The 22601-nt window shown below is 70.9% G+C and carries 20 protein-coding genes; 3 read left to right on the top strand and 17 right to left on the bottom strand.

The annotated features are described in order from the left end of the window. Window positions 1-2: 2 nt before the first annotated feature. From efp to ACZ6JY_RS19625, 12 genes are all read right to left on the bottom strand, one after another. A complete protein-coding gene (gene efp, locus ACZ6JY_RS19680) occupies window positions 3-569 on the bottom strand; it encodes an elongation factor P (protein WP_447036265.1) in 567 nt (188 codons plus the stop codon). 59 nt (window positions 570-628) lie between these two features. Beyond that, window positions 629-1735, bottom strand: coding sequence for an aminopeptidase P family protein (locus tag ACZ6JY_RS19675; RefSeq protein ID WP_469197249.1), 1107 nt, complete (start codon window positions 1733-1735; stop codon window positions 629-631). A gap of 99 nt (window positions 1736-1834) precedes the next feature. Continuing rightward, on the bottom strand, window positions 1835-2788 hold the full coding sequence (locus ACZ6JY_RS19670; RefSeq protein ID WP_469197248.1) for an AAA family ATPase: 954 nt from the start codon (window positions 2786-2788) through the stop codon (window positions 1835-1837). Between the two features lie 194 nt (window positions 2789-2982). Continuing rightward, window positions 2983-4080 carry a 3-dehydroquinate synthase gene (gene aroB / locus ACZ6JY_RS19665; protein WP_469197247.1) on the bottom strand — a complete coding sequence of 366 codons (1098 nt, stop codon included), beginning with the start codon at window positions 4078-4080 and terminating at the stop codon, window positions 2983-2985. Continuing rightward, window positions 4077-4559, bottom strand: coding sequence for a shikimate kinase (locus ACZ6JY_RS19660; protein ID WP_447041868.1), 483 nt, complete (start codon window positions 4557-4559; stop codon window positions 4077-4079). Before ACZ6JY_RS19660 ends, aroB begins: the two co-directional genes overlap by 4 nt. Window positions 4560-4603: 44 nt before the next feature. After that, window positions 4604-5788, bottom strand: a complete 1185-nt coding sequence (gene aroC / locus ACZ6JY_RS19655) for a chorismate synthase (protein ID WP_469197246.1) — start codon at window positions 5786-5788, stop codon at window positions 4604-4606. Between the two features lie 151 nt (window positions 5789-5939). Beyond that, entirely contained in the window at window positions 5940-6770 is an 831-nt protein-coding gene (locus ACZ6JY_RS19650; protein WP_469197245.1) for a shikimate dehydrogenase, read from the bottom strand. Beyond that, the gene (mltG, locus tag ACZ6JY_RS19645; protein ID WP_469197244.1) at window positions 6767-8614 is read right to left on the bottom strand and encodes an endolytic transglycosylase MltG; all 1848 of its coding nucleotides are present in this window, start codon (window positions 8612-8614) and stop codon (window positions 6767-6769) included. The genes ACZ6JY_RS19650 and mltG overlap by 4 nt, the downstream gene beginning before the upstream one ends. A 124-nt stretch (window positions 8615-8738) precedes the next feature. Continuing rightward, window positions 8739-9203, bottom strand: coding sequence for a Holliday junction resolvase RuvX (gene ruvX / locus ACZ6JY_RS19640; protein WP_469197356.1), 465 nt, complete (start codon window positions 9201-9203; stop codon window positions 8739-8741). 11 nt (window positions 9204-9214) lie between these two features. Then, on the bottom strand, window positions 9215-11884 hold the full coding sequence (alaS, locus tag ACZ6JY_RS19635) for an alanine--tRNA ligase (protein WP_469197243.1): 2670 nt from the start codon (window positions 11882-11884) through the stop codon (window positions 9215-9217). After that, window positions 11884-12249 (bottom strand): DUF6167 family protein, encoded by a 366-nt coding sequence (locus ACZ6JY_RS19630; protein ID WP_469197242.1) that lies wholly within the window; start codon window positions 12247-12249, stop codon window positions 11884-11886. Before ACZ6JY_RS19630 ends, alaS begins: the two co-directional genes overlap by 1 nt. A gap of 5 nt (window positions 12250-12254) precedes the next feature. Then, the gene (locus tag ACZ6JY_RS19625; RefSeq protein WP_469197241.1) at window positions 12255-12713 is read right to left on the bottom strand and encodes a DUF948 domain-containing protein; all 459 of its coding nucleotides are present in this window, start codon (window positions 12711-12713) and stop codon (window positions 12255-12257) included. A 161-nt stretch (window positions 12714-12874) separates the two neighbouring features. Between ACZ6JY_RS19625 and ACZ6JY_RS19620 the strand changes: the two genes are divergently transcribed. Continuing rightward, the gene (locus ACZ6JY_RS19620) at window positions 12875-15007 is read left to right on the top strand and encodes an ATP-binding protein (RefSeq protein ID WP_469197240.1); all 2133 of its coding nucleotides are present in this window, start codon (window positions 12875-12877) and stop codon (window positions 15005-15007) included. Here ACZ6JY_RS19620 and rpsD read toward each other — a convergent pair. From rpsD to ACZ6JY_RS19595, 5 genes are all read right to left on the bottom strand, one after another. After that, window positions 14995-15609, bottom strand: a complete 615-nt coding sequence (gene rpsD / locus ACZ6JY_RS19615; protein ID WP_055543665.1) for a 30S ribosomal protein S4 — start codon at window positions 15607-15609, stop codon at window positions 14995-14997. The two genes, ACZ6JY_RS19620 and rpsD, sit on opposite strands and share 13 nt — an antisense overlap. 337 nt (window positions 15610-15946) lie before the next feature. Then, window positions 15947-17305 carry a replication-associated recombination protein A gene (locus tag ACZ6JY_RS19610; RefSeq protein ID WP_469197239.1) on the bottom strand — a complete coding sequence of 453 codons (1359 nt, stop codon included), beginning with the start codon at window positions 17303-17305 and terminating at the stop codon, window positions 15947-15949. 75 nt (window positions 17306-17380) lie between these two features. Next, window positions 17381-18022: a vitamin K epoxide reductase family protein gene (locus ACZ6JY_RS19605; protein ID WP_469197238.1), complete on the bottom strand. Its 642-nt coding sequence runs from the start codon at window positions 18020-18022 to the stop codon at window positions 17381-17383. 186 nt (window positions 18023-18208) lie between these two features. After that, window positions 18209-19471, bottom strand: coding sequence for a histidine--tRNA ligase (gene hisS, locus ACZ6JY_RS19600; RefSeq protein ID WP_469197237.1), 1263 nt, complete (start codon window positions 19469-19471; stop codon window positions 18209-18211). A gap of 12 nt (window positions 19472-19483) precedes the next feature. Next, the gene (locus ACZ6JY_RS19595; protein WP_469197236.1) at window positions 19484-20197 is read right to left on the bottom strand and encodes an MBL fold metallo-hydrolase; all 714 of its coding nucleotides are present in this window, start codon (window positions 20195-20197) and stop codon (window positions 19484-19486) included. 154 nt (window positions 20198-20351) lie between these two features. On the opposite strand from ACZ6JY_RS19595, the gene ACZ6JY_RS19590 reads away from it, so the two are divergent. Continuing rightward, window positions 20352-21182 carry a peptidylprolyl isomerase gene (locus tag ACZ6JY_RS19590; protein ID WP_469197235.1) on the top strand — a complete coding sequence of 277 codons (831 nt, stop codon included), beginning with the start codon at window positions 20352-20354 and terminating at the stop codon, window positions 21180-21182. Between the two features lie 133 nt (window positions 21183-21315). After that, on the top strand, window positions 21316-22548 hold the full coding sequence (locus ACZ6JY_RS19585) for a DUF349 domain-containing protein (RefSeq protein ID WP_469197234.1): 1233 nt from the start codon (window positions 21316-21318) through the stop codon (window positions 22546-22548). Window positions 22549-22601: the final 53 nt, after the last annotated feature.

The raw sequence follows: 22601 nt of genomic DNA, 5'->3' as shown, positions 1-22601 counted from the left end.
GGTTAGCTGTTCACCCGGCCGAGGTAGTCGCTGGTGCGGGTGTCGACCTTGATCTTCTCGCCCGTCGTGATGAAGAGCGGGACCTGGATCTGGTGGCCGGTCTCCAGAGTGGCGGGCTTGGTGCCGCCGGTGGAGCGGTCGCCCTGGACGCCCGGCTCGGTCTCCTGGATCACGAGCTCCACGGCGGCGGGCAGCTCGACGAAGAGCACCGAGCCGTCGTGCTGCGCCACGGAGGCGGTGAAGCCCTCGATCAGGAAGTTGGCGGCGTCACCGACGGCCTTGCGGTCGACGTGCAGCTGGTCGTAGGTCTCCATGTCCATGAAGACGAAGTAGTCGCCGTCCATGTACGAGAACTGCATGTCGCGCTTGTCGATCGTGGCCGTGTCGACCTTGACGCCGGCGTTGAACGTCTTGTCGACGACCTTGCCGGAGAGCACGTTCTTGAGCTTGGTGCGCACGAAAGCCGGGCCCTTGCCGGGCTTGACGTGCTGGAACTCGACGACGGACCAGAGCTGGCCGCCTTCGAGCTTGAGCACCAGGCCGTTCTTGAGGTCGTTCGTGGAAGCCACGGTTGCTTCAATCTCCTGGACTGACGTGGACGACCCCGGCGCGCGCGCTCAGCTCGGGGCTAGAGCGCGAGCAGCTCCTTGGTCGTGATGGTGAGTAGCTCGGGTCCGCCGTCCGCCTCGGGGCGTACGACGAGCGTGTCATCGATCCGGACACCGCCCCGGCCCGGGAGGTGGATCCCCGGTTCGACGGTGACAGGCACGCAAGCGTCCAGTTTACCCATGGCCGCGGGCGCCAATTGAGGGTCCTCGTCGATTTCGAGCCCCACGCCGTGACCGGTCACCGGAGCGAGTCCGTCCGCGTACCCGGCCGAGTCCATCACATGACGGGCCGCGCGGTCCACGTCGCGGCAGGCCGCGCCGGGCACGAGGGCCTCCCTGCCCGCTCGCTGAGCGGCGAAGACGAGGTCGTACAGCTCGATCTGCCAGTCGGCGGGAGATGTGCCGATGACGAACGTACGTCCGATCTCACATCGGTATCCGCGGTAGCCGGCCCCCAGGCAGACGGAGAGGAAGTCCCCTTCCTCCACTCTCCGGTCCGACGGCCTGTGCCCGCCCCTGCCGGAATTGGGCCCGGTCCCGACCGAGGTGGCGAAGGCGGGACCGTCGGCCCCGTGATCCACCAGCCGCCGCTCCAGCTCAAGGGCGAGATGCCGCTCGGTCCGCCCGACGAGGATGGACTCCAGGAGCTCTCCGAGGGCCTGGTCGGTGATCTCGGCGGCGATCCGCAGACAGGAGATCTCCTCCTCGTCCTTGACGTACCGCAGCTGCTCCACCGCCCCGCCGAGGTCCACCAGGCGCAGCCTCGGGGCGACCGAGCCGAGGGCCCGGTGCCGGGCGACGGTCAGGTGGTGCTCCTCGACGGCCAGTGACTCGGCGCCCTGGGCGACCGCGAGCCCCGCGCCGGCCACGGCCGGGTCGGCGCCCGGCTCGGAAAGGAGCCGCATCCGCAGGCCCTCGTCGGGCCGTCCCTCGCCGTGCTGATCGCTGGGAGGTCTCCCGCACAGCAGGACGTCCTCGTCCTCGCCCACCAGCAGAACGGCACCCAGGGGCGCCGCCCCGGCGAGATAGCGGACATTGGCGGGCCGGGACACCAGCGCCGCGGCACCCCCACCCGCGGCACACCGCTCCCTCACCCGCTCCCTGCGGACCGCGTACACCTCAGACATGGGCCGAGCCTACGAGCGCCACCGCGATCCGGCCCGATCAGCGCGTCCGACCGGGCGTCGGGGGGCCGTCACCGGCGGAAACCGGCTCGGCCGGGCCGCTCACCACTGCGGCGGGCTCGCGATTGCTCGGGTGAGGACGTCGTCCAGGAGTCGGGCCGTGGTGGGGACGTCCAGTTGGGAGTTGTCGATGATGGGGAGGCCCGAGCCGTACCAGCCCGCCATGCGGCCGTGGATGCGGGCCACTTCCTCGTCGGTGAGGCGGCGGTTGCCGCTGCGCTGGGCGTTGCGCTCCAGGACGATCTCCAGGCCCGGCAGGAGGACGACGGGCAGCAGGCCGGGGCCCACGTGGCGCTTCCAGCCGCCGAGGCCGACGACCGGGCGGTCGGGGAAGACCGCGTCGTCGAGGATGCAGGAGATGCCGTTCGCCAGGAAGTTCCGCGCGGCGAAGCCGCAGGTGCGGCGGGCCAGGCGGTACTGCGCCTCGGAGTGGTCGTTCCAGCCCGACTGCGGGTCGGCGAAGCCGGAGCGCACCCATTCGCGTACGTCGTCGAGGCTGATGTGGGCCGTCGGCACATGCCGGTGCTCGGCCCAGTACTTCGCCACGCTCGTCTTGCCCGCGCCCGCGGGCCCGATGAGCAGCACGGCGAGCGTGGTGGCCCCCGTGTCGGCCTGCGCCGTGCCCGGCGGCGGACTCGGCATCGCCACGGGGCCGCCCGGCGGCAGCTGGATGTGCCCGGTGGTGTCCGGCGCGGGCGGCACGGGCCCCGGCGGCGGGGGCGCGGCCGATGCAGGCCCAGGCGCCGATACAGGCCCAGGAGGCGGGTGCGCGGCCGACACGGGCCCCGGCGGATGCGCGGCCGGCGCCTGGCCGTGCGCGTGCTGGACGTGCGGTGCCTGGCGTGGGTCCTGCGGTGCCCGGTCCCCCGCGGGGGGTGGCGGTGCGGCTCCCTGGGGTGGAGCGCTCGGGTGTTGTGCGGCCGGGGACCAGCCGGTGGCCGGTCCGTGCCCCGGCTGATGGGGCGGCGGCAGCGGAGACCCCACTGCGTGCTGCATCCGGTGCCACTCCGTCTCGTACGACTGACGCTGGTCGGGCGGCTGTTGGGCCCGCCCGTCAGAGTCTGTGCGACAACCCCGGCCAGACTCTTACCGAACGGTACCGTCCCCGGCCACCGTTGTGTGAACGGCCGGGGAGCCCCCGAAGTGCCCGTGGCCGAATCAGCGGGGCCGGCAGGGCGAAGTAAGGCCCTCTACTCGCCCACTTCGCCGTACGCGGCGAGCAGCACCGCCGGGTCGGGGCCCTCCAGGACCGTCGGCTTGCCGAGGCCGTCGAGGACGATGAAGCGCAGCAGGTCACCGCGGGACTTCTTGTCGACCTTCATGGTCTCGAGCAGCTTCGGCCACTGGTCGTAGCGGTACGTCAGGGGAAGGCCCACCGACTCCAGGACGCTGCGGTGCCGGTCGGCGGTCGCGTCGTCGAGCCGCCCCGCCAGACGGCCGAGTTCGGCGGCGAAGAGCATGCCCACGGAGACGGCGGCCCCGTGCCGCCACTTGTACCGCTCGTTCTTCTCGATGGCGTGCGCCAGCGTGTGCCCGTAGTTGAGGATCTCCCGCAGCCCCGCCTCCTTGAGGTCACCGGAGACGACCTCGGCCTTGACCTTGATGGAGCGCTCGATGAGCTCGGCGGTGTGCTGCCCGGCCGGCGTGCGCGCGGCCTGCGGGTCGGCCTCGATGAGCTCCAGGATCGCCGGGTCCGCGATGAACCCGGCCTTGATGATCTCCGCGAGCCCGGAGACGTAGTCGTTCACGGGAAGCGAGTCCAGCGCCGCCAGGTCGCAGAGCACCCCGGCCGGCGGGTGGAAGGCGCCCACCAGGTTCTTGCCCTCGGCGGTGTTGATGCCGGTCTTGCCGCCGACCGCCGCGTCCACCATGCCGAGCACCGTGGTCGGCACGGCGATCCAGCGGACGCCGCGCAGCCAGGTCGCGGCCACGAACCCGGCGAGGTCGGTGGAGGCACCGCCGCCGACGCCGACGATGACGTCGCTGCGCGTGAAGCCGGACTGGCCGAGCGCCTTCCAGCAGTACGCCGCGACCTCGGCCGTCTTGGCCTCCTCGGCGTTGGGGACCTGGATGGCGACGGCCTCGTAGCCCTGGTCGGCGAGGTCCTGGCGGAGCGCGTCACCGGTCCCGGCGAGCGCCTCGGGGTGGATCACGGCGACGCGCTTGGCCTGGGTGCCGATGAGTCCGGGCAGCTCGCCGAGGAGCTGCCGACCGACCAGTACCTCGTACGGATCCGTGCCGGCGGTGCCGCCGACGTGGATACGGGTGGGGGTCTGCTCCGTCGTCATGCTTCCTTCAACTCCAGTGCGTCGAGGACCGCCTGGGCGACCTCTTCGGGGGTGCGGCCGTCGGTGGCGACGACCGCGCGGGCGACTTCGGCGTACAGATGGCGGCGGGCGTCCATCAGCTCGCGCCACTGCTTGCGCGGGTTGACGGCGAGCAGCGGACGCGCCTGGTTGAGGCCGGTGCGCTTGACGGCCTCCTCGACGTCCATCGACAGATAGGCGACGGGGTGCGTCGAGAGCAGCGCGCGCGTGGTGTCGTCGAGGATCGCTCCCCCGCCGAGCGCGAGGACGCCGTCGTGCTCCTCGACGGCCGCTCGCACGGCCTGCCGTTCCAGGTCACGGAAGTACGGCTCGCCCTCGTCGACGAAGATGTCCGCGATCTCGCGGCCCTGTGCGGCGACGATGTCGGCGTCGGTGTCCCGGAACGTGGTCCCGAGCCGGTCGGCGAGCAGCTCGCCGACCGTCGTCTTGCCGACGCCCATGGGTCCGATCAGGACGACGCGCGGGCCGTCCGCTGCCGGGCCGGTCACCGGATCTGCAGGTTGTCGAGGTAGGACCGGACGTTGCGCCGGGTCTCAGGAACGCTGTCGCCGCCGAACTTCTCCGCGACGGCGTCGGCGAGGACGAGCGCGACCATGGCCTCGGCGACGATGCCGGCGGCGGGCACGGCGCACACGTCGGAGCGCTGGTGGTGCGCCTTGGTGGCCTCACCGGTCGCCACGTCGACGGTGGCGAGCGCGCGCGGCACGGTCGCGATGGGCTTCATGGCGGCGCGTACGCGCAGCAGCTCACCGGTGGTCAGGCCGCCCTCGGTGCCGCCGGAGCGGCCGGAGGTGCGCCGGATGCCGTCGTCGGTGGAGACGATCTCGTCGTGGGCCTGGGAGCCCGGCACGCGCGCGAGGTCGAAGCCGTCTCCGACCTCGACGCCCTTGATGGCCTGGATGCCCATGAGCGCGGCGGCGAGCCGCGCGTCGAGCCGCCGGTCCCAGTGCACGTGGGAGCCGAGGCCGACCGGCACTCCGTAGGCGAGCACCTCGACGACGCCGCCCAGGGTGTCGCCGTCCTTGTGGGCCTGGTCGATCTCCGCGACCATCGCCTTCGACGCGTCGGCGTCCAGGCAGCGCACCGGGTCGGCGTCGAGCTTGTCGACGTCGGCGGGGGTCGGGTAGACGCCGTAGGGGGCCTTCGCCGCCGCCAGTTCCGTCACATGGCTGACGATCTCGATCCCGGCCGTCTCCTTGAGGTACGAGCGGGCGACCGCGCCGAGCGCGACGCGGGCCGCGGTCTCGCGGGCGGAGGCGCGCTCCAGGACCGGCCGTGCCTCGTCGAAGCCGTACTTCTGCATGCCCGCGAGGTCGGCGTGGCCGGGCCTCGGGCGGGTCAGCGGGGCGTTGCGGGCCAGGTCGGCGAGGATCTCGGGGTCGACCGGGTCGGCCGCCATGACCTGCTCCCACTTGGGCCACTCGGTGTTGCCCACCATGATGGCCACGGGCGAGCCCATGGTCAGACCGTGCCGGACGCCGCCGAGGAAGGTGATCTCGTCGCGCTCGAACTTCATGCGCGCACCGCGTCCATAGCCCAGCCGCCGCCTGGCCAGGTGGTCCGCCACCATCTCCGTGGTGATCGGAACGCCGGCGGGAAGTCCCTCCAGCGTCGCCACAAGTGCGGGTCCGTGGGACTCCCCAGCGGTCAGCCAGCGCAACCTGCTCAACGGTGCTCCTCATGCTCGCGCCTGGAACTGCGGTCTTCGACGGCGAGGCCGGGTGCGCGGCCCTGGCCCGCCATGCCCCGATCCTCCCACGATCCGGTGGCGGGCCCGGCCCCAGGTCCATCAGACGGACGCCCGCCCGACGGAGGGACGTCTACCGTTCGGCGAGCGCGTGCTCGCCCGCCCCGCGCATGGCGTCGAGCGGCGCGGACGCACAGCCGGTCATCTGCTCGACCTGGAGCACCGCCTGGTGCACGAGCAGGTCGAGGCCGCTGACCACCGCCCCGCCGTACGCCGACCAGCGGGCGGCGAGGGTGGTGGGCCACGGGTCGTACAGCACGTCGAAGAGGGTGGCCGGGCGTTCGGGCACGAGGCCGGACAGCGCGTCCGTCGTGCCCGCCGGGGTCGTGGCGATCACCAGGGGGGCGTCCAGCGCCTCCCTGGCGTCCTCCCAGGCCTCGGTCCTGACCTCCACGTCGAGCCGCTCGCCCCACTGCCGCATCTCCGCGGCCCGCGCGTCGCTGCGCACGTACGCGACGACCTCGCCGGTGCAGATCCGGGCGAGGGCGGCGAGCGCGGAGGACGCCGTGGCGCCCGCGCCGAGGATCGCGGCGGACTCGACCTGTTCGATGCCGTGTTCGCGCAGGGCCGCGACCATGCCGGGGACGTCGGTGTTGTCGCCGATCTTGCGGCCGTCGTCGGTGAACACCACCGTGTTCACGGCCTCGACGGACGCCGCGGTCGCGCTGATCTCGTCGAGCAGCGGAATGACCGCCCGCTTCAACGGCATCGTCAGCGAGAGCCCCGCCCATTCGGGGCCGAGTTTCCCGATGAATTCGGGGAGCGCCGCCTCGTCGGTCTCGAAACGGTCGTACGTCCACTCGCTCAGCCCCAGCTCCTCGTATGCGGCACGGTGCAGCACCGGGGAGAGGGAGTGGGCGATCGGGGAGCCCAGGACGGCGGCTCGACGCTTCTGCGCGCTCATTGCCCCTTCAGGTATTTCTCGCGGTTGCGGTTCTGCTCTTCGTTCGTCTCGGCGAAGAGCGTCTTGTCCTCGCTGACCGAAACGAAGTAGTACCAATTGCCCTTGGCGGGATGCAGCGCCGAATTCAGCGCCACTTCGCCCGGGTTGCTGATCGGGCCGGGCGGCAGACCCTTGATCTTGTAGGTGTTGTACGGGTCCTCGATCCTGCGGAGTGCGTCGACCGTGCCCGTGCCGAGCTTGGACTCGCCGCGGAGGTAGTTCACGGTGGAGTCGAAGTCCAACAGGCCGTAGGTCTCGGTGTTCGTGGGCTTCAGGCGGTTGTAGACGACCGTCGCGACCTTCTCGAAGTCGTGCTTGTACTTGCCTTCCGCCTGGACCAGGCTCGCCACCGTGAGGACCTGGAGCGGGTTCTCCAGGTTCAGTTCCGCGGCCTTCGACTTGAGGTCGAGTTCCTCGTACTTCTTGTTTGCGTGGGCGACCATCTTGCGCAGGACGTCCGCGGGCTTCTGGCCCTTCGCGACCGGATAACTGGAGGGGTAGAGGAAGCCTTCCAGCGGGTCCTTGATGTCCTTGTTCGTATTCGCCCAGTCGGGCAGACCGAGGCTCTTGTAGTCGTTTTTGGCGACCTTTTCCGTGGTGCCGTCCGCGACCTTCAGGCGTTTGTCGATCAGCTGATAGATCGCCTTGTTCCGCGTGCCCTCGGGAATGACGAGGTTGCTGCGGCTCTTGGGATTCAGCATCAGATCCACGGCGCTCGCCGCCGACATGCGTTTCTTGAGCGTGTAGACGCCCGACTGGATCGCCTGGTCCTGGCGCTTGCCCTGGGCCGAGACGAACGCGTCGACGCTCTTGACGACACCGGCCTTCTTCAGCTCCGCGCCGATCTGATAGCCGGTGGAGTTCTCGGGGATGTCGACCGTGACCGCGCCCGAGCCGTCGCCCGCGTAGTCGGGCGCCGTGCCGAAACGATCCTGGTAGAACTGGTAGCCGAAGTAGCCGACGCCGGCGAGGCCGCCGCCGAAGACGATGGTGACGACCAGACAGGCACAGCCGCTGCGGCGCTTCTTCGGCTTCTTGCCGCCCCGGCCGCGCCGGTCGCCCCGTCCGCCGCCGCGGCCCGGGTCGTCGTCGGAGCCGTCGTCATCGTCGCCCGCGAAGAAGGCATGTTCGCCCTGGTCGGGCCCCGGGTCCCAGTCCGTGTCCGACCCCGGCTCGGCCTCCACCGGGCGGCGGCGGCCTGGCGGCTCCGGCGGTTCGTACGCATCGGGCGTGGAGTAGTAGTCGGGGCTCTCCTGGGCGTACTCCGCGGGGCGGCCGCCGTAGGGGTCCATCGGATCGCCCGTGTAGGGGGCCTGCGGCTGCTGTCCGGTGTCATAGCCACCGCCGCCATAGGGGTCGTGGCCGCCGCCGTACGCGGAGTCGGGCCCCGCGGGGTATCCGGACTCCGAGCCGCCGTTCTGGCCGTGGCCGTGGCCCTGCCCGTGGCCCTGGCCTTGACCGTGGCCCTGCCCTTGCCCTTGACCCTGGCCGTGGCCCTGGCCGCCGTACCCCTGGCCGGGGTCGCCTCCGTACGCCTGGGCGGGCCCGCCCTCGTAACCCTGCTGGCCGCCGTACGACTGGTCGTAGGCGGCCTGCTGCTGACCGGTGTTCCAGTCGCCGCCGTACTGCCCCTGCCCCTGCTGCGGCTGCTGATGCTGGTGCGGCTGCTGCGGGTGGTACTGCCCCTGGCCGCCGTAGGTGGACTGGCCGCCCTCGGGCTGCTGTCCTCCCCATCCGCTGTCCCCGTACAACGGGTCCTCCGGATGCCACGGTTCGGAGCCTGGACCCCGGCCATACTCAGTCATCGATCCCCTACATGCCGCGAGGCGGGGCCGCCGTCTGGTGGGCCGGGCAACCATTCCGCCTCTTGATGCTGTGCGGCAGCTGTTCGAACACCGCCGCATCGCGCGGAACGTTACCGTATCGCGATCAGATGACCACTTCGACGCCCTCGCCGGGAGCTTTACCTGACGCCCGTTCGGACTCCAGGGCCTGCTGAAGGATGATCACGGCCGCCGCCTGATCGATGACAGACCTGCCCTTTTTGGACTTCACGCCCGAGGCGCGCAGCCCCTGACTGGCCGTCACTGTGGTCATCCTCTCGTCCACGAGCCTCACCGCGACCGGGGCGACCATGCGGGCGAGGTCCTGGGTGAACGCGCGGACCTTGGCGGCCGCCGGGCCCTCGCCCCCGTTGAGGGAGCGAGGGAGGCCGACGACGATCTCGATCGGTTCGTACTCCTCGACGAGCTGCTTCAGCCGGCGCTGAGCGGCCGGGACGTCGCGCCCCGGCACCGTCTCGACCGGCGTGGCGAGGATCCCGTCGGGGTCGCACGAGGCGACCCCGATCCGGGCGTCACCGACGTCGATGGCCAGACGCCGGCCCCTGCGCATGGACTCGTGCATCAGGCCGTCTCGGTGACGAGGCGCTCGACGGAGGCGATGGCCTCGCCGATGGCGGCCGGGTTCTGGCCGCCGCCCTGGGCGACGTCCGGCTTGCCGCCGCCACCGCCGCCGAGGGTCTTGGCGGCCGTACGGACCAGGTCGCCGGCCTTGAGGCCGCGCTCACGCGCGGCTTCGTTGGTGGCGATGACCGTGAGCGGCTTGCCGTTGGCCGTCGTGAACAGGGCGACCACCGCAGGGCGGTCGCCGGGGATGCGCCCGCGCACGTCGAGGACCAGCTTGCGCAGGTCGTCGGCGCCCGTGCCGTCGGGCACCTGACCGGTGACGACGGCGACACCGCGTACGTCCTTGGCGCCCTGGACGAGACCGGCGGCGGCCTGGAGGACCTTCTCCGCGCGGAACTTCTCGATCTCCTTCTCGGCGTCCTTCAACTTGCCGAGCATGGCGGAGATCTTCTCGGGCAGCTCCTCGGAACGGCCCTTGACCAGCTCCTGGAGCTGGGCGACGACCGTGTGCTCCTTGGCGAGGAAGTTGTACGCGTCGACGCCGACCAGGGCCTCGATGCGGCGCACGCCGGAGCCGATGGAGGACTCGCCGAGCAGCTTGACCAGGCCGAGCTGGGCGGTGTTGTGCACGTGCGTGCCGCCGCACAGCTCCTTGGAGAAGTCGCCGATGGTGACGACGCGCACGCGCTCGCCGTACTTCTCGCCGAACTCGGCGATGGCACCCTGCTTCTTGGCCTCGTCGATCGACATGACCTCGGCCTGGACGTCCAGCTCCCGGGAGAGGACCGCGTTGATCTTCTGCTCGACGTCCGTCATCACGGCCGTGGGCACGGCGGACGGCGAACCGAAGTCGAAGCGGAACCGGCCGGGCTGGTTCTCCGAACCGGCCTGGGCGGCCGTGGGGCCGAGCGCGTCGCGCAGCGCCTGATGCGTGAGGTGCGTGGCGGAGTGGGCGCGGGCGATGGCGCGGCGGCGGTGCGCGTCGATGGAGGCCCACACCGGGGCACCGACGGTGATCTCGCCGACCTGGACGACACCCTTGTGGACGTGCACGCCGGGCACCGGCTTCTGCACGTCGCGGATCTCGACGACGGCGCCGCTGTCCAGGCGGATGCGGCCGGTGTCACCGATCTGGCCGCCGCCCTCCGCGTAGAACGGGGTGCGGTCGAGGACGATCTCGACGTCGTCGCCCTCGGTGGCCGCGGGCGAGGAGACGCCGTTGACCAGGAGGCCGACGATCCGGGCCTCGCTCTCCGTGGCGGAGTAGCCCGTGAAGTCGGTGGCTCCGGCGTTGTCGGCGATCTCGCGGTAGGCGTGCAGGTCCGCGTGGCCGGTCTTCTTGGCCCTGGCGTCGGCCTTGGCGCGGTCCCGCTGCTCCTTCATCAGGCGCCGGAAGCCGTCCTCGTCCACGGAGAGGCCCTGCTCGGCGGCCATCTCCAGGGTGAGGTCGATCGGGAAGCCCCACGTGTCGTGCAGCAGGAACGCCTTGTCGCCGGAGAGCACCTTGCCGCCCGAGGCCTTGGTCTCCGTGACGGCGGTGTCGAGGATGTTGGTGCCGCCCTTGAGGGCCTTGAGGAAGGCGGCCTCCTCGGCGAGGGCGACGGTCTCGATGCGCTTGCTCTCGGCGATGAGCTCCGGGTACTGAAGACCCATCGTGTCGATGACGACGCCGATGAGGTCCTTGATGACGGGGCCGGTGGCGCCGAGCAGGCGCATGTTGCGGATGGCGCGGCGCATGATGCGGCGCAGGACGTACCCGCGGCCCTCGTTGCCCGGCGTGACACCGTCGCCGATGAGCATGGCGGACGTACGGATGTGGTCCGCGACGACGCGCAGGGAGACGTCCGAGCCCGCGTCGGCGCCGTAGCGCACGCCGCTCAGCTCGGTGGCCTTGTCCATGACGACGCGCAGGGTGTCCGTCTCGTACATGTTCCGCACGCCCTGCAGGATCATGGCGAGGCGTTCGAGGCCGAGGCCCGTGTCGATGTTCTTCGAGGGCAGCTCGCCGAGGATCGGGAAGTCCTCCTTGCCGTCACCGGCGCCGCGCTCGAACTGCATGAAGACCAGGTTCCAGATCTCCACGTAACGCTCGTCGTTGACGGCGGGGCCGCCCTCCGCGCCGAACTCGGGGCCGCGGTCGTAGTTGATCTCCGAGCACGGGCCGCAGGGTCCGGGGACGCCCATGGACCAGAAGTTGTCCTTCTTGCCCAGGCGCTGGATGCGCTCCTTGGGCACGCCGACCACCTCGTGCCAGATCCGCTCGGCCTCGTCGTCGTCGAGGTAGACGGTGATCCAGAGCTTCTCCGGGTCCAGGCCGAAGCCGCCGTCGGCCACGGAGCCGGTGAGCAGCTCCCAGGCCAGCTTGATGGCGCCTTCCTTGAAGTAGTCACCGAAGGAGAAGTTGCCGCACATCTGGAAGAACGTGCCGTGGCGCGTGGTCTTGCCGACCTCTTCGATGTCGGGCGTACGCACGCACTTCTGCACGCTGGTGACGCGCGGTGCCGGCGGCTTGACCTCACCGAGGAAGTAGGGCTTGAAGGGCACCATGCCGGCGGGGACGAGCAGCAGAGTCGGGTCGTCCGCGATGAGCGACGCCGAAGGCACGACGGTGTGCCCGCGCTCCTCGAAGAAGCTCAGCCAGCGGCGGCGGATTTCAGCCGACTCCATCAGTGGTCCTCATTCCGGTTGTACGAGTACGTCGTGTTCTCGAGGTACTTCGTCTTCTTGTCGTTGCTGCTGTCGTGCTTGGCGGGGCTGCGGTTCTCGATGACCGCGAAGCGGCGCGACGCGGGGACGGCGTCGGGGTGGGCGTTCAGGCCGAGGGCCTCGCCCAGCTCGGCCTCTCGCTCGGCCATGCCGTCGCGGACGTCGAGCGCGAAGTCCTTGAGCTTGTGGCCCGCCTCGATCGCCTTGTTCGCGGCCTGCGCGGCCAGGCTCTCGGGCGTCAGCTTCTTGAGCTTGCGGTTGACCTTGGTGGTGGCCCACACACCGGCGGCTGCGCCCGCGGTGAACCAGAACGTACGGCGGAACATCGGTGTCAGTCCCTCTTATTCCGGTTGTCCCGCTTCTTCTGGCGCGCGGACGGCACCGTGCGGCCCACGATCACCGTACGACGGGACGGCTTGGCGGGCACTTCCCCTGCTTCAGGTCCTGCCTTGCGGCTGACGGCCCGGCGTACGCCGTAACCGAACGCGGCCACCTTGACGAGCGGGCCGCCGAAGGTGGAGGCGACCGTCGTGGACAGTGCCGACGCGTTCGACGTGACCTCCTGGACGTCGGAGGCGATGGCGTCGACGCGGTCGATCTGGGTCTGCGCCGAGCGCACCGCGGTGGAGGCGTCCGCCAGCAGGGGCACCGCCTGCTCGGTCACGTCCGCGACGAGTTTGGTGGTCGCCCTGAGCGTCTGGGCCAGCCTCGCGAGTGCCACCGCGAGGAAGGAGACCAGGATCGCCCAGAAGACGGCCACCAAGATCCCGGCAACCTCTCCACCGGACACTTGGCACCGCTCCTTGAGACATCGTCCCTGAACATCGAAAAGTCGTTTCCCGAGCCTATCGCGCCGGGGCCGCCGCTCCCTACCGCCCGGCCTCTCCACGTCAGGGGAGGCGGCCGAAGCGATTGTACGGACCGCATGCGGATGAGTACGCTCCGTACCTCATGTCCTTACTTCGCCCCGGCAATCTGCCCCTGGAACTCAACGCCTTCATCGGCCGCACGCGTGAACTGGCCGAGCTGACCGCCGCGTTGAGGACCGCGCGGCTCGTCACCGTGACCGGCGTCGGCGGGGTCGGCAAGTCGCGGCTCGCCGTTCGGGCCGCGGCCGAGAGCCCTCCGCGCGACGGCGCCTGGCTGGTGGAGCTCGCGGCGCTGCGGGACGCGGACCTCGTGGAGCACGCACTCGCCGAGGCCCTGCAACTCACCGACCACACGAGCAGACCGCCCGTCGAGGGCCTGCGGGAACACCTCGCCGGGCGCGAGCTGCTCCTCGTGCTCGACGGGTTCGAGCACCTCGTCGAGGCGTGCGCCCCGCTGGTGCGTGACCTCCTCGTGCACTCCCCCGGGCTCCGCGTCCTCGCCGTGGGGCGCAGGCCCCTGGAGACCGAGGGCGAACGGCTCATCGACGTCGCGCCGATGCCCGAGGAGGAGGCCGCCGAGCTCTTCGCCGACCGGGCGGCGGCCTGCCTCTCCCGCTTCACCCTGGACGACGGCAACCGCGAGGACGTCCTGGAGCTCTGCCGACGTCTGGACGGCATCCCGCTCGCCGTGGAGCTGGCGGCGGGCAGGCTGCGGGCGCTCTCCCCCGCCCAGCTCCTCGCCCGGCTCGACGACCGGTTCCGGCTGCTGACCGGCGCCCGCCGTGACGTGCCGCGACGCCATCGGACGCTGCGCACGGCCATCGGCTGGAGCCATGAGCTGTGCTCACCCCCCGAGCGGCTGCTGTGGTCGCGGCTCTCGGTGTTCGCCGGGCAGTTCGACCTGGAGGCCGTCGAGTACATCTGCGCCGGGGACGGACTGGACTCCGAGGACATCCTCGGCGTACTCGACGAGCTGCTCGCGCAGTCCGTCGTGGTCCGCGAGGAGGGCGCAGCGGGCGTCCGCTACCGGATGCTCGACACGGTCAGGGCGTACGGCCTCGACTGGCTGGAGGCGGCGGGCGAGGCCGCACGGCTGCGGCGCAGGCACCGCGACTGGTACACGGGGCTCGCCACGTGGTGCGAGCTGGACTGGTTCTCGCCGCGCCAGGCCGCGGTCGCCGAGCTGGTCGAGATGGAGCTGCCCAATCTGCGGGCCGCCCTGGAGTTCTGCCTGACCGAGCGCGACGAGGCGCACCTGGGGCAGTACCTCGCGGGCACGCTGTGGTTCTACTGGGTCGGCTGCGGCCGGCTCGCGGAGGGCAGGCACTGGCTCGACCGCGCCCTCGAACTCGACGGCGGCCACGAGGACACGCGGCTCAAGGCGCTCTGGGTGCTCGGCTACGTGGCGGTGCTCCAGGGCGACACGATCGCCGCCCTGGCCGCGCTGCACGAGTGCCGTGAGGGCGCGAAGCTGTCGGGCAGCGCGCTCGCCGCGGCGTACGCGGAGCATCGCATCGGCTGCCTCGCCCTGGTCACCGACGACATCCCGCGCGCGGAGACGCTGCTGCGCTCGGCCCTCGACCGCTACCAGGAGATCGGCGAGCTCAACAGCAACGTCCTGATGAGCCAGGTGGAGCTCGCCATGGCCCTGCTGTTCCGGGGCGAGCTGGGGGTGGCGGTGGAGCTGTGCGAGGACGTGCGCAGGATCTGCGAGGACCACGGCGAGCGCTGGACCCTCGCGTACGCCCTGTACGTCCTCGGGTACGCGGCCTGGACGCGCGGCGAGACGGGGACGGCGCGCGAGCTGCTCGCCGAGTCGCTGGAGCTCGGCCACCGCTTCCACGATCTGCTCGGCACGGTCCTCTCCGTCGAGCTGATCGCGCTGTTCACGGCGGAGGCGGGCGACGCGGCGGAGGCGGCGGTGCTCCAGGGCGCCGCGTCCCGCATCTGGCCCTCGGTCGGGCTGCCGCTGTTCGGCTCGGGCAACTTCGGCGGGCCGCACGCGGTCTGCGAGGAGCGGGTCCGCGAGGCGCTCGGCGACGCGCGGTACGAGGAGTGCGCGCGCACGGGTGCGGGGCTCGGCCTCGACGCGGCGGTGGCGCGGGCGCTGCGCGCCGGGTCCGGATACGAGCAAACCCGCCGCCTGCCCCGCCGGGAAGGGCGGGGAGACGACGGGCTGAAGCAGGGTGAGCTACGTCCGGGTCAGCGGGCGTAGTACTCGACGACGAGCTGCTCGTCGCAGATCACGGGGATCTCCTTGCGGTTCGGGTCGCGGTCCAGGCGGAAGGCCAGGGCCTTCAGGTTCACCTGGAGGTAGCGCGGGGTCTCGCCGTCGGGGGCGAAGCCACCCTCGCGCGCGACCTGGAACAGCGGCTTCTCGCGGCTGCGCTCGCGGACCATCACGACGTCGTCGGGACGGACGCGGAACGACGGCTTGTCGACCTTGCCGCCGTTGACCTCGATGTGGCCGTGCACGACCATCTGGCGGGCCTGGTAGATCGTGCGGGCGATGCCCGAACGCAGAACCAGGGCGTCGAGACGACGCTCCAGCTCGATGACCAGGGCCTCACCGGTCTTGAGCTGCGTCTTGGACGCGCGCTCGTAGGCACGGACGAGCTGGCGCTCGGAGAGGTCGTACTGCGCGCGCAGACGCTGCTTCTCGAGCAGACGGACCTTGTAGTCCGAGTTCTGCTTGCGCCCACGGCCGTGCTCGCCCGGCGGGTAGGGGCGGGCCTCGAAGTACTTGACGGCCTTCGGGGTCAGCGCGATGCCGAGGGCACGCGACTTCTTGACCTTGGGGCGGGACTGGTTCGGCATGAACCAACCTCTCTGTTCATTGTGAAATCGGCTTCACCAGTGGTTAGGGGAGGTCGCATCCGCAGCCTGGGAAACCCCACGAGCCTTGGGCTCACGAGGCAGCCGCTCCCTGGTCTGGGCACTATGTGCAGCACGCGAGTGGCCCACCGACCGATTCCCGGAGTACGAGATGGTGGTGGGCTGCCCGCGACACCTTCGACGGTGCGCGACGCTCCTGGATCCCCTTGGCCTCGCGGCGCCGGGGTTCCGGCTGGGTGTCCCGCTCTGGTGGTGCCGGTACAAGACCGGGCACGGGACTCAGCACTGGCGACAAGTGTACCGGGTGCGGCGAGGTGCCTCAGACCTCGGGCTGCTCGCCCTTCAGCCGGGCGCGCACGCGCTCGACCACGTCGGCATAGCGCGCCTCGGCGCCGTACCTGGTGGGCTGGTAGTACCGCTTGCCCTCGATGGTGTCCGGGGCGTACTGCTGGGCGGCGATGCCGCCGGGGACGTCGTGCGGATACACGTACCCCTGCGCGTGGCCGAGCTTGGCCGCGCCCTTGTAGTGACCGTCGCGCAGGTGTGGCGGGACGGGTCCCGCGAGGCCGCCGCGGACGTCGGCCTGGGCCTGCTGGATGGCGATCGTCGCCGCGTTCGACTTCGGGGCCAGGGCGAGGGCGATCGTGGCGTGGCTGAGCGTGAGCGCGGCCTCCGGGAAGCCGATCATGGCGACGGCCTGCGCGGCGGCGACGGCCGTGGGCAGGGCCGTCGGGTCGGCGAGGCCGATGTCCTCGCTCGCGGAGATCATCAGGCGCCGGGCGATGAAGCGGGGGTCCTCGCCCGCCTCGATCATGCGGGCCAGATAGTGCAGGGCCGCGTCGACGTCGGAGCCGCGGATGGACTTGATGAGGGCGCTGGCGACGTCGTAGTGCTGGTCGCCGTCCCTGTCGTACGTCACGGCGGCCCGGTCGACGGACTCCTCCAGCGTCTGGAGGGTGATCTCCTTCTCGCCCTTGGAGAGGGCGGAGCCCGCCCCGGCCTCCAGGGCGGTGAGCGCGCGCCGGGCGTCGCCGCCCGCGATCCGCAGCAGGTGCGCCTCGGCCTCGTCGGGCAGCTCGACCGCGCCGCCGAGGCCCCTCTCGTCGGTGAGGGCCCGGCGCAGCAGGGCGCGCAGGTCGTCGTCGGTGAGCGGTTCGAGGGTGAGCAGCAGGGAGCGGGAGAGGAGCGGGGAGATGATCGAGAAGTACGGGTTCTCGGTGGTCGCCGCGATGAGCGTCACCCAGCGGTTCTCGACGGCCGGGAGCAGGGAGTCCTGCTGGGCCTTGCTGAACCGGTGGATCTCGTCGAGGAAGAGGACGGTCTCCTTGCCGTGGCCGCCCATCGCCCTGCGGGCGCCCTCGATGACCGCGCGCACTTCCTTCACGCCCGCGGTGATCGCGGAGAGCTCCACGAAGCGCTTGTTCGTCGCCTTGGAGACGACGTACGCGAGAGTCGTCTTGCCGATGCCCGGCGGCCCCCACAGGAACACCGACGACGGTCCGGCTGGACCGCCGCCGTCGCCGACGAGGCGGCGCAGGGGCGAGCCCGGCTTGAGCAGATGCTGCTGGCCGACGACTTCGTCGAGGGTACGCGGGCGCATCCGGACGGCCAGGGGGCTGCTGGACGGATCCTTCTCCTGGCGGTCTTCGGCTGCGGCGGTGAACAGGTCGGGCTCCACGTCCAGAACCCTATGTCACGCCACTGACAGTCCCGCCGGGCGGCCGCTCAGGCCGCCCGGGGCACGGGCCTCCGCTCAGGCCCAGAGGTCGGCGCCCCAGCGGGTGAGGATCAGCATGGCGATGACGCCGATGTGCATCACCGGCAGCGCCCAGGTGAAGTCTTCCAGGAAGCCCTTGGCCCAGCGGGGCGCGGGCAGGAAGCCGTGGCGGATGTTGAAGGACGTGACGTACCAGAAGATCAGCAGCGTGACGACCCAGGCCAGGCAGCACCAGAGGCAGAGCGCGTTGATGTGGTAGAGCGACTGGATCATCAGCCAGGTGCAGAACCCGACGCCGAAGAGCGCTCCCGCGTTGAACGTCAGCCAGTACCAGCGCGGGAAGCGGGCCCCCGCCAGCAGGCTCATGCCGACGCCGACCACGATGGCGTAGGTGACCAGGCCCAGCATCGGATTCGGGAACCCGAAGACCTCCGCCTGCTCGCTCTTCATGATGCTGCCGCAGGCGACCACGGGGTTGATGCTGCACCCCGGCTGGAAGTTCGGGTCCTTGAGGAGCTCGAACTTGTCGAGGGTGATGATCCAGGAGGCGAGCAGCCCGCCGACGCCCGTGATCACCAGGAGCAGGGCGAGCGCGCCGCTCCCGCCGACACTCCTCGAAGCGGCCACCCGCTCCTCACGGTCCGGGGCGTCGTCCTTCGCTGACATCGTTTTGCTCATCACGCCGTTCCGTCGCTTGTCGTGGCCGCGGGCAGGGACATTGTGCCGCACGCACCTGTGTGTCCACCGGTCGATGGACACAAGGGGGTACGCACGGAGGTCCCGGGGCGTCCGGTCCGGCGGAATGCTCGACGCCGGCCCCGTCGGGGGCGAAGGCCATCCGCCCTCGCCCCCGTGAGCGGCTCGCTAGGCCAGCTTCCCTGTCAGCACCTGCACGATCTCCCCCACCGCGACGGCGATCTGGTCGCCGGACTCCATGTCCTTGAGCTGCACGACGCCCTCGGCGAGGTCACGCTCGCCCGCGACGACGGTGAAGCGCGCGCCGGAGCGGTTGGCGTTCTTCATGGCGCCCTTGAGGCCCTTGCCGCCGTACGCGAAGTCGGCCGCGATGCCCGCCTTGCGCAGCTCCGTCACCTTGGCGAAGAGGACCCGGCGGGCCTCGTCGCCGAGCGGGACCGCGAAGACGCTGGTGGACGCGGGGAGTTCGAGGTCGACGCCCTCCGCCTCCAGGGCGAGGACCGTGCGGTCCACGCCGAGCGCCCAGCCGACCGAGGGCAGCGAGGGGCCGCCGATCATCTCGGACAGGCCGTCGTAGCGGCCGCCGCCGCCGACCGCGGACTGCGAGCCGAGGCCGTCGTGGACGAACTCGAACGTCGTGCGGGTGTAGTAGTCCAGGCCGCGGACCAGCTTCTCGTCGTCCTCGAAGGCGACGCCCGCCGCGGTGATCAGTTCACGTACCTCCTCGTGGTACGCCTTGCACGCGTCGCACAGGGAGTCGCGCAGCGACGGGGCGCCCACGAGCTGCTTCTGGACCTCGGCGCGCTTGTCGTCCAGGACGCGGAGCGGGTTGATGTCGACACGTCGACGTGTCTCCTCGTCCAGGTCGAGGCCGCGCAGGAAGTCCTGGAGCGCGGCCCGGTAGACGGGACGGCACTCCTTGTCGCCGAGGGAGTTGAGCAGGATGCGGAAGTTCCGCAGGCCGAGCGCGCGGTACGCCTGGTCGGCCAGGATGATCAGCTCGGCGTCGATCGCCGGGTCCTCGGCGCCGATCGCCTCGGCACCCACCTGCGAGAAGTGGCGGTAGCGGCCCTTCTGGGGGCGCTCGTAGCGGTAGTACGAGCCCGAGTACCAGAGCTTGACCGGGAGGTTGCCCGCCTTGTGGAGATTGCCCTCCAGGGCGGCGCGCAGCACGGAGGCGGTGCCTTCGGGGCGCAGGGCGAGCTCGTCGCCGCCCTTGGTCGTGAAGGCGTACATCTCCTTGGTGACGATGTCGGTGGACTCACCGACACCGCGCGCGAACAGCTCGACGTTCTCGAACCCGGGCGTCTCGATGTAGCCGTAGCCGGAGTTGCGCAGCGGTGCGGCGATCGCCTCGCGGACCGCGAGGAACTTCGCGGAGTCCGGGGGGAGCAGGTCGTAGGTGCCCTTGGGGGCCTTGAAGGTGCTCACGGAATTCTCTCGTCACATTCCTCGTCGCGGGGCGGACGTCTCGTCCGCGCCCAGGCCGGCGGCCACCTGCCGCAGATACGGGTTGGTGGCGCGCTCCTGGCCGATGGATGTCTGGGGGCCGTGTCCTGACAGCACCACGGTCGAGTCGTCGAGCGGCAGGCACACGCGTGCCAGCGACTCGAGCATCTCGGTGTGGCTGCCGCCGGGCAGGTCGGTGCGTCCGATGGAGCCGGCGAAGAGCAGATCGCCCGAGAAGAAGACCGAGGGGATCTCCTGCGTCTCGGGCATCCGGAAGGTCACCGACCCCTTCGTATGGCCCGGCGCGTGCGCGACGGAGAAGTCGAGTCCCGCCAGCTTCAGCGCCGCGCCGTCGGACAGCTCCCGCACGTCGTCGGGCTCCCCCACCGTCAGCTCGCCCATGAGCGGCATCCCGATGGAGCGGCCGAGGGCCTTCTCGGGGTCGCTCATCATGTACCGGTCGCTGGGGTGGATCCACGCGGGTACGTCGTGCGCACCGCAGACCGGCACGACCGAGGCGACGTGGTCGATGTGGCCGTGGCTGAGGATGACCGCGACGGGCTTGAGCCGATGCTTCTTGAGTGCGTCCTCGACTCCCTGGGCGGCCTGGTGGCCCGGGTCGATGATCACGCACTCCTCGCCGGCGGCGGGGGCGACCACGTAGCAGTTGGTCCCCCAGGCCCCGGCGGGGAACCCGGCAATGAGCACGATCGTCCTTCATTCGTCGTCCGGCGGAAGGGACCGCGGCCCCCCGGCGGAGGATCACGGCAGATCAGAGCCTACCGGCGCTGCCGATTCCACAGGTAACCCATATACGGTACGGGCACACTCAGGCGGTCACCAGAAAAGGGGAGAGAACCCGGTGGTCAGCAACGATCAGCGGCGGCGGCAGCTCGCCCGCGAGAAGTTCCGGCGTCAACAGGAGCGGCGGGAGTCCGCCCGGCGCAGGGCGCGGATGCGCAACGCGGTGATCGCGGCGGCGCTCGCGGTGGTGGTGGCGGGAGGCGCGGTGTCGTATGCGGCGGGCGCCTTCGACGGCGACGACGGCGGGACGAAGGACGACGCGGCCGCCGCACAGCCGACCAGCACGCCGAAGGACCCGTGCGAGAAGGCGGCGCCCGGCAAGGTGAAGCCGCTGGACTTCGAGAAGGAGCCGGCGCTCACCGTCGACAAGTCGGCGGACTACACGATGAACCTGAAGACGACGTGCGGCGACATCGCCCTCGACCTGTCGGCGGCGAAGGCGCCGCACACGGTGAACTCGTTCAATTTCCTGGTGAACAAGGGCTATCTCGACCACACCACGTGTCACCGCCTCACCACGGGCGGCATCTACGTCCTTCAGTGCGGCGACCCGAAGGGCACCGGCAAGGGCGGCCCCGGCTACTCCATCCCGGACGAGAACCTCAAGGACAAGCGGCTGAAGGGGAACGTGTATCCGGCGGGCACGGTCGCCATGGCGAACCAGTACAACGCCAAGACGAAGGAGGGCCGCGACTCCGGCGGAAGCCAGTTCTTCCTCGTGTACCAGGACAGTCAGCTCCCGCCCCATTACACACCGTTCGGGACCATTTCCGATTCCGGGATGAAGGTGCTCAAGAAGATCGCCGACGCCGGGGAGAGCAGCGGGCAGGGCGACGGCAGCCCGAACGCGACCGTGGTCATCGACAAGGCGACCGTCACCAGATCATGAGGGCCGCCGGGCAACTTCGGTCGTGCGGGATGCGGACAGCCGCCCCGCCGGTCGCCTATGTTGGCGGTGACGAAACTGTGGACGATGCCGGGGGCCCCGAGGCCCTGCGCAGGCATCATGTGGAGGAGGCGCTGTGAGCAGCGACCCGTGGGGCCGCGTCGACGAGACGGGGACCGTGTACGTGCGTACGGCCGACGGCGGCGAGCGAGTGGTCGGTTCGTGGCAGGCAGGATCTCCTGATGAGGCCCTCGCCTATTTCGAGCGCAAGTACGACGGTCTGGTCGTCGAGATCGGACTTCTCGAGCGCCGGGTGAAGACGACCGACCTGTCGGCCAAGGACGCCATGACCGCCGTCGAGCACCTGCGCCAGCAGGTCGACGAGGCGCACGCGGTAGGCGATCTGGACGCCCTGGGCAAGCGGCTCGACAAGCTGGTCGAGACCGTCGAGGCCCGCCGCGAGGAGCGCAAGGTCCAGAAGGCCAAGCAGTCCGACGAGGCGCGGCACGCCAAGGAGGCCCTGGTCGTCGAGGCCGAGGAGCTGGCCCAGAGCGAGCAGTGGCGGGCGGCCGGTGAGCGGCTGCGGGCCCTGGTGGACATCTGGAAGGGCCTGCCGCGTCTGGACCGCAAGTCGGACGACGACCTGTGGCACCGCTTCTCGCACGCCCGCTCGGCGTTCTCCAAGCGCCGCAAGGCGCACTTCGCCTCGCTGGACGCGCAGCGCGAGGAGGCCCGCAAGGCCAAGGAGAAGCTGGTCGGCGAGGCCGAGGCGCTGTCCGGCTCGAAGGACTGGGGTCCGACGGCCGCGCGGTACCGCGACCTGATGACCGAGTGGAAGGCCGCGGGCCGCGCCCAGCGCGAGCACGAGGACGACCTGTGGAACCGCTTCCGCGGCGCCCAGGACGTCTTCTTCGCGGCACGCAGCGAGGTGTTCGCCGAGCGTGACGCCGAGCAGACGGAGAACCTGAAGCTGAAGGAGGAGCTGGCCGAGGAGGCCGAGAAGCTCGTCCCGGTGAAGGACCTGAAGTCGGCCCGCGCAGCGTTCCGCTCGATCAACGAGCGCTGGGAGGCCATCGGCCACGTCCCGCGTGACGCGCGCCCGAAGGTCGAGGCCCGTATGCACGCCGTGGAGCGGGTGCTCCAGGAGTCCGAGGAAGCCGAGTGGCGCCGCACGAACCCGGAGGCACGCGCGCGTGCCGAGGGTCTCACCGGTCAGCTCCAGGCGGCCGTGGACAAGCTGCACGGCCAGATCGAGACGGCGCGCGCCGCGGGCAACAACGCGAAGGCCGACAAGCTCCAGAGGGAGCTCGACGGCCGCCAGGCGCTGCTCGACCAGGCGCTGAAGGGCCTGCACGAGTTCGGCGGCTGAACGCCCGCACCGCGTACGACGGAAGGCCCGGCAGGTGACACCTGCCGGGCCTT

Source organism: Streptomyces sp. NPDC046335 (assembly GCF_055587985.1).
This window is presented reverse-complemented; position numbering and strand designations above follow the sequence as displayed.